Origin of the sequence: Hymenobacter oligotrophus (assembly GCF_003574965.1) — a bacterium.
GTDB lineage: Bacteria > Bacteroidota > Bacteroidia > Cytophagales > Hymenobacteraceae > Solirubrum > Solirubrum oligotrophum.
This window is the reverse complement of record NZ_CP032317.1, coordinates 281,094-293,810: the sequence shown is the minus strand read 5'-3', so window position 1 is coordinate 293,810 and position 12,717 is coordinate 281,094. Positions and strand designations below refer to the sequence as shown.

General features: G+C 57.3%; 6 protein-coding genes, 3 tRNA genes and 2 rRNA genes. 3 read left to right on the top strand and 8 right to left on the bottom strand.

Annotation, left to right across the window (positions count from 1 at the left end; genetic code table 11):
* Window positions 1-88: 88 nt before the first annotated feature.
* The 8 genes from D3Y59_RS01155 to D3Y59_RS01120 all read right to left on the bottom strand — a co-directional run bounded on the left by D3Y59_RS01155 (window position 89) and on the right by D3Y59_RS01120 (window position 10,017).
* Window positions 89-2,997 (bottom strand): 23S ribosomal RNA (locus D3Y59_RS01155).
* Window positions 2,998-3,182: 185 nt separating this feature from the next.
* Window positions 3,183-3,256 (bottom strand) — tRNA-Ala (locus tag D3Y59_RS01150).
* A 36-nt stretch (window positions 3,257-3,292) separates the two neighbouring features.
* Window positions 3,293-3,366, bottom strand: a tRNA-Ile gene (locus D3Y59_RS01145).
* Window positions 3,367-3,492: 126 nt separating this feature from the next.
* Window positions 3,493-5,002, bottom strand: a 16S ribosomal RNA gene (locus D3Y59_RS01140).
* The 16S and 23S rRNA genes sit together here with 2 tRNA genes alongside, the layout of an rRNA operon.
* Before the next feature lie 645 nt (window positions 5,003-5,647).
* Window positions 5,648-6,919: an adenylosuccinate synthase gene (locus tag D3Y59_RS01135; RefSeq protein ID WP_119443366.1), complete on the bottom strand. Its 1,272-nt coding sequence runs from the start codon at window positions 6,917-6,919 to the stop codon at window positions 5,648-5,650.
* Window positions 6,919-7,269, bottom strand: coding sequence for an STAS domain-containing protein (locus D3Y59_RS01130; RefSeq protein WP_059072717.1), 351 nt, complete (start codon window positions 7,267-7,269; stop codon window positions 6,919-6,921). Before D3Y59_RS01130 ends, D3Y59_RS01135 begins: the two co-directional genes overlap by 1 nt.
* On the bottom strand, window positions 7,266-7,733 hold the full coding sequence (locus D3Y59_RS01125; protein WP_119443365.1) for a Fur family transcriptional regulator: 468 nt from the start codon (window positions 7,731-7,733) through the stop codon (window positions 7,266-7,268). The genes D3Y59_RS01130 and D3Y59_RS01125 overlap by 4 nt, the downstream gene beginning before the upstream one ends.
* A gap of 76 nt (window positions 7,734-7,809) precedes the next feature.
* Complete coding sequence (locus D3Y59_RS01120) at window positions 7,810-10,017, bottom strand: RelA/SpoT family protein (RefSeq protein WP_119443364.1); 2,208 nt, start codon at window positions 10,015-10,017, stop codon at window positions 7,810-7,812.
* A 245-nt stretch (window positions 10,018-10,262) separates the two neighbouring features.
* Between D3Y59_RS01120 and D3Y59_RS01115 the strand changes: the two genes are divergently transcribed.
* The 3 genes from D3Y59_RS01115 to D3Y59_RS01105 all read left to right on the top strand — a co-directional run bounded on the left by D3Y59_RS01115 (window position 10,263) and on the right by D3Y59_RS01105 (window position 12,638).
* Window positions 10,263-10,347, top strand: a tRNA-Leu gene (locus tag D3Y59_RS01115).
* Window positions 10,348-10,473: 126 nt separating this feature from the next.
* Window positions 10,474-11,802, top strand: a complete 1,329-nt coding sequence (tig, locus tag D3Y59_RS01110) for a trigger factor (protein WP_119443363.1) — start codon at window positions 10,474-10,476, stop codon at window positions 11,800-11,802.
* A 131-nt stretch (window positions 11,803-11,933) separates the two neighbouring features.
* On the top strand, window positions 11,934-12,638 hold the full coding sequence (locus D3Y59_RS01105) for a ClpP family protease (protein ID WP_119443362.1): 705 nt from the start codon (window positions 11,934-11,936) through the stop codon (window positions 12,636-12,638).
* Window positions 12,639-12,717: the final 79 nt, after the last annotated feature.

Genomic DNA, 12,717 nt, shown 5'->3' with positions numbered 1-12,717 from the left:
CACCTGCTTGCGCGCGGGCAAGCGGGGCCGTGAAGCGTTGACGCACGGCCAGCAAACGCAGGGGAAGAAGAAAAATGCAAGAGCGGGTATGCGGAAGCGTTCGGTTCATTAGTACCGCTCGGCTGCGCGTTTCCGCGTTAAGACCTGCGGCCTATCGACGTGATGATCTTTCACGGACCTTATTGAACGGAATGCTCATCTTGGGGTGAGTTTCGCACTTAGATGCTTTCAGCGCTTATCTCGACCCAGCGTAGCTACCCAGCGCTGCACCTGGCGGCACAACTGGTACACCAGCGGCTGGTCCAACCCGGTCCTCTCGTACTAAGGTCAGGTCCCCGCAACATTCCAACGCCCGCCACAGATAGGGACCGAACTGTCTCACGACGTTCTGAACCCAGCTCGCGTGCCACTTTAATCGGCGAACAGCCGAACCCTTGGGACCTTCTCCAGCCCCAGGACGTGACGAGCCGACATCGAGGTGCCAAACCTCCCCGTCGATATGAGCTCTTGGGGGAGATCAGCCTGTTATCCCCGGCGTACCTTTTATCCTTTGAGCGATGGCCCTTCCATGCGGAACCACCGGATCACTATATCCGTCTTTCGACCCTGCTCGGCGTGTCGGCCTCACAGTCAAGCCCGCTTCTGCTATTGCGCTCTGCATCCGGTTACCAAGCGGATTGAGCGGACCTTTGAAAGCCTCCGATACACTTTTGGAGGCGACCACCCCAGTCAAACTACCCACCAGGCACTGTTTCCCCTTTCTGGAGATTAGGCCCCAAGCAACGCAAGGGTGGTATTTCAACGTCGGCTCCCCGAAGGCTGGCGCCCCCGGCTCAACGCCTCCCACCTATGCTACACATGCGGTGCCCAGGGTCAATGCCAAGCTGTAGTAAAGGTGCACGGGGTCTTTCCGTCCCGTGGCGGGTACTCGGCATCTTCACCGAGACTACAATTTCACCGAGCTCACGGCTGAGACAGCGCCCAGATCGTTACACCATTCGTGCAGGTCGGAACTTACCCGACAAGGAATTTCGCTACCTTAGGACCGTTATAGTTACGGCCGCCGTTTACCGGGGCTTCGATTCAGACCGTCGCTTGCGCTAAGTCCCCCTCTTAACCTTCCGGCACCGGGCAGGTGTCAGGCCTTATACTTCCTCTTGCGAGTTCGCAAAGCCATGTGTTTTTGTTAAACAGTCGCCTGGGCCTTTTCACTGCGGCTTCTGCCATCGCTGGCAGGAAGCGTCCCTTCTCCCGAAGTTACAGGACCATTTTGCCGAGTTCCTTGGCCGTGATTCACTCGAGCGCCTCAGGATGCTCTCCTTGACTACCTGTGTCGGTTTGCGGTACGGGTCGTTCAATCGTAAACGCTTAGCGGGTTTTCTTGGGAGTCTGATTAGGGCAACTATGGCCGCGCCCCGAGGGGCTTGGCCTACTATCGCGTTTCGGCAAAACCGGCGTACTTCACTACCGGTCCTATACCTACGCGCTTCAACGGGCACTTCCGTCCGCCCGCGTGCCTTTCACTGCTCCGTCACCGCATCACTCAATTAAACGAGTGCTGGAATATCAACCAGCTGGCCATCGGTCATCGCCTGTCGGCTTAGCCTTAGGTCCCGACTAACCCTGCTCCGATTAGCGTTGAGCAGGAAACCTTAGTCTATCGGCGTGGGGGTTTCGCACCCCCATTATCGTTACTCATGCCTACATTTGCTTTTCCAGCCGCTCCACCACGCCTCCCGGTCATGGCTTCGCCGCTGCTGGAATGCTCCCCTACCGCTGCAGCAAGCTGCAACCCATCGCTTCGGTACCGGACTTGATGCCCGCGTATTATCGATGCCCTGTCGCTCGACCAGTGAGCTGTTACGCACTCTTTAAATGAATGGCTGCTTCCAAGCCAACATCCTGGCTGTCAAGGCAACTGGACCTCCTTTGTTCAACTTAGCCCGGATTTAGGGACCTTAGCGGATGGTCTGGGTTCTTTCCCTCTCGGCCTGGGACCTTAGCACCCCAGGCCTCACTGCCGCGTATATCACGGTGGCATTCGGAGTTCGTCTGGATTCGGTAGGCTGTGACACCCCCTAGTCCAATCGGTAGCTCTACCTCCACGTGACTCGACCGCGACGCTGTACCTCAATACATTTCGGGGAGTACGAGCTATTTCTCAGTTTGATTGGCCTTTCACCCCTACCCACAGGTCATCCAAATCCTTTTCAACGGAAACTGGTTCGGGCCTCCAGTTGGTGTTACCCAACCTTCACCCTGCCCATGGGTAGATCACAAAGTTTCGCGTCTGCCCCCCCTGACTCTGCGCCCTGTTCAGACTCGCTTTCGCTGCGGCTCCGCGTCTTCAGACGCTTAACCTCGCCAGGGAGGAGCAACTCGTAGGCTCATTATGCAAAAGGCACGCCGTCACTGCACCTGGCAGCTCCGACCGCTTGTAAGCGCACGGTTTCAGGTTCTTTTCACTCCCCTATCCGGGGTTCTTTTCACCTTTCCCTCACGGTACTGGTTCACTATCGGTCTCTCGGGAGTATGTAGCCTTGCCGGATGGTGCCGGCGGATTCAGACGGGGCGTCTCCGACCCCGCCCTACTCAGGATCCTACTAGAGCCTGATCAAATGTCGCGTACCGGGCTCTCACCGTCTCTGGCGCAGTTTCCCACCTGCTTCCGCTACCCGATCAAGGTCTCACGTCGTAGTCCTACAACCCCGGGCTGGCCGTAACCAACCCGGTTTGGGCTCGTCCCCGTTCGCTCGCCACTACTGGGGGAATCATATGTTATTTTCTGTTCCTGCGGGTACTTAGATGTTTCAGTTCCCCGCGTTCGCCTCCGTCCTTGCGGACCGGATACCGGTTCTTCAAACCGGTGGGTTGCCCCATTCGGAAATCTTGGGATCAGCCGGCATGTGCCCGTCCCCCAAGCTTATCGCAGCTTATCACGTCCTTCGTCGCCTCCGAGAGCCTAGGCATCCCCCGTGCGCCCTTCGTTACTTCCGTAACGGTCGACCCAGAGTAATCATGGGTCTGTCGTTTGCTCGTGCGATGCCCGTCCAACTTACTGGACAGGCCTATTTCTTCTACTATGTTTGCTAGCCGTTACGTCAAAGAACGTGCGCCGGGCCTGTTGCCCGGCGGCGGGGAAGCGCTTTCCGCAAGGAAAAGCGCTTCCGCAAAAAGGAAAGTGGAGAATAACGGATTCGAACCGTTGACCCCCTGCGTGCAAGGCAGGTGCTCTAGCCAGCTGAGCTAATCCCCCGTCGCACGAGTCGCCGCGGCCGGACGCCGAAGCGAGTGGGCCTGCGTGGACTCGAACCACGGACCTCGACATTATCAGTGTCGCGCTCTAACCACCTGAGCTACAAGCCCGGGCCTTCGGTCTTTTCCCCACCGGGGAAAAGCGAATCCTCGTGTCTCAAAATCATTGAGCGAGTGCGAAAACAACAGGTTAAGCGATTGAACGCCCGATCCGGCGGCGCGGCAAAAGCGCTCCAGAAAGGAGGTGATCCAGCCGCACCTTCCGGTACGGCTACCTTGTTACGACTTAGCCCCAGTTACCTGTTCTACCCTAACCGGCTTCTGTGACGAGCACCGGCTTCAGGTCTACCAGACTTCCATGGCTTGACGGGCGGTGTGTACAAGGCCCGGGAACGTATTCACCGCGTCGTTGCTGATACGCGATTACTAGTGATTCCAGCTTCACGCAGTCGAGTTGCAGACTGCGATCCGAACTGAGAACGGCTTTTCGAGATTGGCGCCTGCTCGCGCAGTGGCAACCCGTTGTACCGCCCATTGTAGCACGTGTGTAGCCCGAGGCGTAAGGGCCATGATGACCTGACGTCGTCCCCGCCTTCCTCGCTGCTTGCGCAGGCAGTCTGTCTAGAGTCCCCGCCTTGACGCGCTGGCAACTAAACATAGGGGTTGCGCTCGTTGCGGGACTTAACCCAACACCTCACGGCACGAGCTGACGACGGCCATGCAGCACCTTGCTTTGTGTCCCGAAGGAAAGGTCCGTCTCCGGACCGGTCACGCGCATTCTAGCCTCGGTAAGGTTCCTCGCGTATCATCGAATTAAACCACATGCTCCACCACTTGTGCGGGCCCCCGTCAATTCCTTTGAGTTTCACCGTTGCCGGCGTACTCCCCAGGTGGGATACTTAACGCTTTCGCTAAGCCGCGGACCATGTATCGCCCACAGCGAGTATCCATCGTTTACGGCGTGGACTACCAGGGTATCTAATCCTGTTTGCTCCCCACGCTTTCGTGCCTCAGCGTCAGTACCAGCCTAGTCAGCTGCCTACGCAATCGGGGTTCTGGATGGTATCTATGCATTTCACCGCTACACCATCCATTCCGCCAACCTCGCCTGGACTCAAGCCCGGCAGTATCCATGGCAGTTCCCTCGTTGAGCGAGGGGCTTTCACCACGGACTTACCGGGCCGCCTACGCACCCTTTAAACCCAATAAATCCGGACAACGCTCGCACCCTCCGTATTACCGCGGCTGCTGGCACGGAGTTAGCCGGTGCTTATTCACCCGGTACCGTCGATTCCCGCCGCAGCGGTCTTTTCTTCCCGGGCAAAAGCCGTTTACAACCCAGAAGGCCGTCATCCGGCACGCGGCATGGCTGGGTCAGCGTTTCCGCCATTGCCCAATATTCCCTACTGCTGCCTCCCGTAGGAGTCTGGCCCGTATCTCAGTGCCAGTGTGGGGGATCGGCCTCTCAGCTCCCCTAGCCATCGTCGCCTTGGTGGGCCCTTACCCCGCCAACTAGCTAATGGCACGCAGGCTCATCTACACCCGAAATTCTTTAACTACCAGACGATGCCGCCTCGCAGTGTTATGCGGTATTAATCCACCTTTCGGCGGGCTATCCCCCAGGTGTAGGCAGATTGCCTACGCGTTACGCACCCGTGCGCCACTGGGCATTGCTGCCCCGTTCGACTTGCATGTATTAGGCCTGCCGCTAGCGTTCATCCTGAGCCAGGATCAAACTCTCCATTGTAAAAGTTTGTTGCTGCTGCTTCCAGCAGCGATTTGTCCTAGCAATCTTTTGCCGCCGCCCTTCCCGCTGGAAGGGCGCGCCGACAGGATCGGTTTGTTCGTTTCGCTTGGTTCGCCGCTTGCCCGCGCCTCGCGGCGCCGCAACCGGCTACTACCTTGTCGTTTTCAACACTCTCTCAAAGAACGGGCGGACACCGGTCGTGTCCGTAGCGCCGCGCATCCCGCGGCCGGTGTTTTCGTGGTTGGGGCTGCAAAGGTAAGCAGCTTTTTTCCGCTTTCGCAACCCCCGGCGCCAACTTTTTTTTGCCGCGCCGTCCAACTTGTTTCCTATTCCCCCGACTCGCGTTCCGAACCGGGCTGCAAAGGTAGCAAACTCGTTCGCTGCTTTGCAAGTTCCAGCGCCGTATTTTTTCAGCAGCTCTTACTAACAACTGAATCCGTTTTTAGATCCTTGATTTGTGAGCCTAACCCTGTTCCCTTCTGAAACGGGGTGCAAAACTAGCACTACCGAAACATCAAAGTCAAGAGCAGGAGCAAAAAAATTTAAGCCCTTCGTTTTAGAAAAACCTGCAGGCCGTTTGCCTGACTGGGAGGACAAAAGTACGCCTCGCTCGGGAAAAGTCAAGCGAGGCGTAACTTATTTTTATCAGTTCATGTGCAAAGTGCTGGTTCGGTCAGGGCCGACGCTCACAATCGTGACCGGCACTTTTAGCTGCTGTTCAAGGTATTGCACGTATGCCGTTAGTTGAGCGGGCAGCGCCCCGGGATCGGCAACATTATCGAGACTAGTTTGCCAACCCTTCAGCGAAATGTATTCCGGGGTCAGTTCTTGCAGCTCCCCTAGGTCGGGAAGCTGTTCGGTTAAACTACCATCGGCACGCTTATAATGAGTGCAAACCCGGATTTCATCGAAGTCAGAAAGCACATCGGCTTTCATTAGATGAATTTCGGTGACGCCGTTGAGCATGATGGCATAGCGCAGAGCCGGCAAATCGATCCAGCCGCAACGGCGCGGACGCCCGGTAGTAGAGCCAAACTCGCGACCGGCCTGGCGGATCTGCTCCCCTACTTCGTCGAGGAGCTCCGTTGGAAACGGGCCGCTGCCCACGCGGGTGCAGTAGGCTTTGCTGATGCCGTATACCTTTTCGATGTGGCGCGGCGCAATACCTAGGCCTGTGCAGGCCCCGGCTACCACAGTGCTCGAAGATGTAACAAACGGATAGGTACCGAAGTCGATATCCAGCAACGAACCCTGTGCTCCCTCAGCCAGAATGCGCTTGCCTTGGCTGAGCAAGTCATTCAGAAGGTACTCTGTATCGGTAAGCCGTAGTTGACGCAGTTTCTCCACTGCTTCGAAAAAGGCGGCCTCATCTGCTTCAATGCCTAACTCGCGCTCGTGAAAAGCAGCCAGCTGCCGATGCCGTTCCACGGTTTCTTGGTAGCGTTGGCTGAAATCGGTACGCAAGATGTCGCCGATGCGCAAGCCGGTTCGACCGATTTTATCTTGGTACGTCGGCCCGATACCTTTTAATGTAGAGCCGATGCGCCCCCCGCCACGGGCTTCCTCCCAAATGCGGTCGAGGGCCCGGTGCGAGGGCAGAATCAGCTGTGCCTTCTTGGAGATATACAGGTTGGCGGTGGCATCGATGCCGCGCGCCGTGAGCTTGCGCAGCTCCTCGCGGAACACCACGGGGTCGAGCACCACTCCATTCCCAACTACATTAATAATGTGTGGGTGGAAAATGCCCGAGGGCACTTGGTGCAGTACGTGCTTGGTGCCGTTGAAAGTGAGGGTATGACCGGCGTTGGGTCCGCCCTGAAACCGGGCTACTACATCGTACGTGGGCGCAAGCACGTCCACGATTTTTCCTTTTCCTTCGTCGCCCCACTGGAGCCCGACGAGTACGTCTACTGGCATTAGTTGGCGTTTTTGAGCAGGCTGGTGGCAGCTGCTTCGTCGTCGGCGATGGTGAAGATGGAAGTAAGCTTGGTTAGGGCCAGCATTTTGCGCGGGTGCTCGGCCGGGTTAATCAGCACCAATTCGCCACCACGGCTGCGGAACTTGGTAAGCAGCGACACCAGCACGCCGATGCCGGAGCTGTTGACGTAGCGTACGTTGGACAAATCCACTGAGCACAACTTCACGGCGTCGTCGCCTAGGTGCTGATCAACGGTTTGCAGGAGTTGCTGGGAATCGGGGCTGCCGATCAGGTCGCCGGTGAGGCGCACCGACAGGATGCCGTCTTGCAGGTTGGCGTCAGTTTTCATTCGGTAGTACGGGCGGCTTTCGCGCGGCAGTCGCCGCAAATGCCGTAAAGATTTAAGGAGTGGTGCAAGATATGGAAGTTCAATAACTCCCCGACCATCGTTTGGATGCCGTGGATGCGCGGATCGCAGAACTCCACCACTTTATGACACTCAGTGCAGATGACGTGGTCGTGCTGCCGGTAACCGTACGATTTCTCGTATTGCGCCAGGTTGCGGCCGAACTGATGCTTGCTCACGAGGTGGTGCTCCACCAGCAGATCCAAGGTGTTGTACACGGTGGCGCGGCTTACCTGAATGCCGCGTTCTTTCATGCCGGCGTACAGTTCTTCCACATCGAAGTGGCCATTCCGGGAATAAATTTCCTCCAGAATGGCGTACCGTTCGGAGGTTTTTCGAAGCCCCTTGCTTTCCAAGTAAGCCGTGAAAATCTTCTTTACCTCTTCGTATTTCTCAACATCAAGCATGTGCTGCTCTCTTATATACTATAGTGTACTGGCATATACCCGAACGTGCTGTTTTGCCGGTTAGGCCTTATCCGACCTAGGAACCGAAACGCTCAACCGAGAGTACGCCGCGCACCCGCGAAAGGCGCTGAATCAGCTTTTCCAGATGGGCGGTGTCGTTCACGAACACCATTATTTGTCCTTCGAACATGCCGTCGTCCGAGTCGATGGTGATGGAGCGCATGTTTACCTTGAGGCTGTTGGAAATAATCTTGGTTACGTCGTTCACCAAGCCCACCCGGTCGGAGCCTTTGATGCGAATACCGGCCAGGAAAGCCAATTCGAGCTGATCCGTCCATTTGGCGCGCACAATGCGGTTGCCAAAGCTCGACATCAGGCTGGTGGCTTTAGGGCACGAAGTACGGTGAATTTCGATGCTCTGATCGGTTTCGAACCCGAACACATCGTCGCCCGGAATGGGGTTGCAACAAGTAGCAATGGTGTACCGAATCGTGTCGGTCTTCTCCCCTATCAATAACATGTCGGGCCGCACGCCGCGCAGTTTCTGCACCTCTTGGTCGAAGGCCTTGGGCTCGAGCATTGAAGGCAACCTAGGGGCCGGCGTAGCCGGGTCGAACAGGCTTTCCTTTATTTCGCGCCCGTCGATCTGGCCGATGGCCAAGCGGTAGTAAAACTCGTGCAGGTTGTGCACGTTGAAGTGCGCCAGCAAACGGTTTAGGTTGTCGGGATTTTGCTCGACCCCTAGGAGCTCCAGGCGCTTCTCTACCAAAAACTTACCGTCCTCGGCTTTGGTGCGCTTGTCGTCGCGCAGGAATTCGCGAATGCGCGAGCGAGCTTTGGATGTCGTCACGTACCCCAGCCATTCCTCCGTGGGGCGCTGCTTCTGCGAGGTCAGGATTTCCACTTGGTCGCCGTTGCGCAGGCGGTAGCTCAGCGGCTCCAGCTTCTGGTTTACCTTGGCACCTAGGCACTGCAGCCCGATGTGCGTATGGATTTCGAAGGCGAAGTCGAGCGCCGTGGCGCCGTCGGGCAAAATAATGAGCTTGCCCTTGGGCGTGAAGACGTAAACTTCCTTCACGAACAAGTTCTGGCGGAACTCATCCATGAACTCCAGGGCGTTGGAGTTGTTGGTTTCGAGCATCTCGCGCACCTTGCTGATCCACGCCTCCAGGCTCGACTCGGGCTGCACGGCGCCGGTGTCTTTGTACTTCCAGTGTGCGGCGTAGCCTTTCTCGGCAATGTCATCCATGCGCCGCGAACGAATCTGCACCTCCACCCATTGGCCGGTTTGCGACATCACCGTGGTGTGCAGGCTCTCGTAGCCGTTGGCTTTGGGCGTGCTCACCCAATCGCGCAAGCGGTCGGGGTTGGGCTGATAGAAGTCGGTAACGATGGAGTACACGCGCCAGCAGGCGGCTTTTTCCTGCTCGGGCGGCACGTTCAGAATCACGCGGATGGCAAACAAATCGTACACTTCCTCGAAAGGAATGTTTTGCTTGCGCATCTTCCGCAGTATGGAGTAGATGCTTTTGGGCCGGCCTTTTACTTCAAAATCAAACCCTTGCTCCCGCAACTCCTCCTCAAGCGGCGTTACAAACTCCTTAATAAAGCGGTTGCGCGCACCCCGGCTCTGCCGCACCTTCTGCGTCAGCTCCCGGAAGGTTTCCGTATCGGTGTACTTCAGGTGCAGGTCCTCCAGCTCGCTCTTGATGGCGTACAGACCTAGGCGGTGCGCCAGCGGAGCATAAAGGTAAATCGTTTCCGACGCGATTTTGAGCTGCTTGTGGCGCGGCATCGAGTCGAGCGTCCGCATGTTGTGCAGGCGGTCGGCAATTTTGATGAGGATAACGCGCACGTCTTCCGACAGCGTCAGCAGCATCTTGCGGAAATTCTCGGCCTGCTCGGAGGTGCCGTAGTCGAACACGCCCGAGATTTTGGTAAGCCCATCGACAATGCGCGCCACCTTGCTGCCGAACTCGCGCTCCACATCGGAAATCTCCCAGGTGGTGTCCTCCACCACATCGTGCAGCAGCGCCGCCACAATGCTGGTGGTACCCAGGCCTATTTCCTCCACCACAATCTGGGCTACGGCCAACGGGTGCAGAATGTACGGCTCGCCGGACTTGCGGCGCATGTCCTTGTGGGCCTCCAGCGAGGTATTGAAGGCCTTTTTAATCAGCTTGGCGTCGCCTTCTTTCAGGTAAGGCTTGGCCGTGCGAAGCAGGCGGCGGTAGTGGCGGAGAATTTCCTGCCGTTCTACCTCAGGATCTATAAGAGTTGCCATTGGCGAAAAAGCACTGCGGGCCGCTTGCGGAAGCGGCAGACGAAGGTACAAAAACCTGTTTCCCTAGCTTAGGTTCCGATGGGCAAGCCGATAAAGGCTGCCGATGCCAACCGCACCTAGGGGCCAATGCACCTAGGGCTATAACAAGATTTTGCCGCTCGGCGTTGCCAACTTTTCCTCAGGATTTGATTTTCCGAGAACCTTGTTTAGCTTTGCGGCCCCGCGGCAGACGGTTGCGGCTATATGCGGATGTGGCGAAATTGGTAGACGTGCCAGACTTAGGATCTGGTGCCGCAAGGCGTGTGGGTTCGAGTCCCTCCATCCGCACCACTCGCACGCTGCTTCGGCAGCAACTCGATACAAGCCCTCAACTCCCCGGCCCCGGTGCGTTGGGGGCTTGTTGCCTTTTCATCTAACTGGGCCAGTGGCCCGCTTACCTTTAACCTCCGACTCGTTTTGGACATTACCCTCGACAAAAAAGACGAACAGCAGGGCGCCCTGCTGACGGTGCGCCTCACCGAAGCTGACTACTCGGAAGCTGTAGAAAAGCAAATCAAGGAGACCAGCAAGCGGGCGCAGATCAAGGGCTTCCGTCCGGGCAAAGTGCCGGCGGGTCTGGTGCGCAAGATGTACGGCAAGGGCATCCTGGTCGACGAAATCAACCGCCTGCTGAGCTCGTCGGTTGACGGCTACATCAAGGAAAACAACCTGCGTTTGCTGGGCGACCCGCTGCCCGTGCCTTCGAACGTAGACTTTGACACCCAGAAGGACTTCGACTTCCAGTTCGAACTGGGCCTGATTCCCGACTTCACGCTGCCGACCGGCGACTCGTTCGAGGTGGAGCGCCCCAAAGTGGAGCTGGACCAAAGCACCCTCGACGACACCTACGAGCAGATCGGCCGCCAGTTCGGCGAAAACACCACTCCTGAAACCTCAGAAGCCGGCGACTACATCTCGGGCCAGCTGAAGCAGGAAACCACGGAGTTTTCGCAGAAAGTGATGCTGCCCACCAACAAGGTGAAAAGCGGCGCCGATAAGTTTGTGGGCGTGAAAGCTGGCGACGTAGTGACTTTCGATCTGAAAGAAGCTTTCGGCGGCGACGCTACCCTGATTGCTAACTTCACGGGCCTTTCGAAGGAGCTGGCTGCTGGCGTTGAAGGCGAATACACTTTCGAAGTGGAGCAAATCCACCGCTCGGCACAAGCCGAGTTCAACCAAGAGCTGTTCGACAAAGTATTCGGCAAAGACGCCGTAACCTCGAAGGAAGATTTCGACGCGAAAGTGCGCGAAACCATCCAAGAGAACTACGACCGTGAGTCGAACAACTTGCTGAACCGCCGCCTGATCGACAAGCTCGTTGCCGAGACCGAAATCAACCTGCCCAAGGAGTTCTTCAAAAAGTGGTTGGTGGCTGCCAACAAAGGCAAGCTGACGCCCACGCAGGTAGAAGAGCACTACTCAGACTACGAGAAGGAGCTGAAATGGTCGCTGATCCGCAACAAAGTAGTTGAAGAGCAAGGCCTGAACGTGTCGAACGACGAGATTCTCGACCGCACGATCAGCAAGATCCTGAGCCAGTTCAACATGCCGGAGGTATCCGACGAGCTGCGCGAATCGGTGCGCGGTTTCGCCGACAACTACCTGCGCCAGGAGAACGGCAAGAACTATGTGCAGGAGTACGAAGCCATTCTGGCAGAAAAAGTACTCGACAACCTGCGCGGCCAGATTGTTGTTAAAGACCAGCCGATGACGGCCGAGGACTTCCGGAACCAACCGCAGGCGTAATTCGCCCGGGGTTGATTCCCTCTAAAAAAAAGCCCTTACTTCGTCGGAGTAAGGGCTTTTTTCGTACCCTTTGCTCCCCGGCCTTGCGCCGGTATCATGCCGTACCAACCATTCTCCTACCCCTTCAGTCAATGCTGAACAAACAGGAATTCCGCAAATTTGCCGTTAAAGGCCAAGGCCTGAGCGGTTTGGGTGTCGATCAGTATCTGCACCACATCGAAGGCCAAAGCCGCCATTTCGTCACGAACATGACGCGCTCGGTGATTGAGGAGCGCCCCACGCGCTTTGCCGAGATTGACGTGTTCTCGCGCCTGATCATGGACCGCATCGTGTTCCTGGGCACGCCCGTCGACGACTACATTGCCAACATCATCACGGCGCAGCTGCTCTTCCTGGAGTCGGCCGACGCCAAGAAGGACATCCTGCTCTACATCAACTCGCCGGGCGGCTCGGTGTACGCCGGCCTGGGCATCTACGACACGATGCAGTACGTGGGCCCCGACGTGGCCACCATCTGCACCGGCCTGGCCGCCTCCATGGGCGCCGTGCTGCTGGCCGGCGGCGCCCCGGAAAAGCGCTCGGCCCTGCCCCACGCCCGCGTCATGATCCACCAGCCCTCGGGCGGCGTGCAGGGCCAGTCGTCGGACATCGAAATCACGGCCCGCGAAATCCTCAAGCTCAAGAAAGAGCTCTACGACATCTTGGCCAAGCACACGGGCAAAACCTACCAGGAAGTGCACGACAACTCCGACCGCGACTACTGGATGCGCGCCGACGAGGCCAAGGAATACGGCATTATCGACGAGGTACTGGAGCGCCACAAGCTGGAGAAGTAAGCAACGGCTGTGGTTCCGAGAATAGCGAGCAATCCGGGTTCTGGCTAATCCAGCCGAATACCTTACGCTATTCGACACG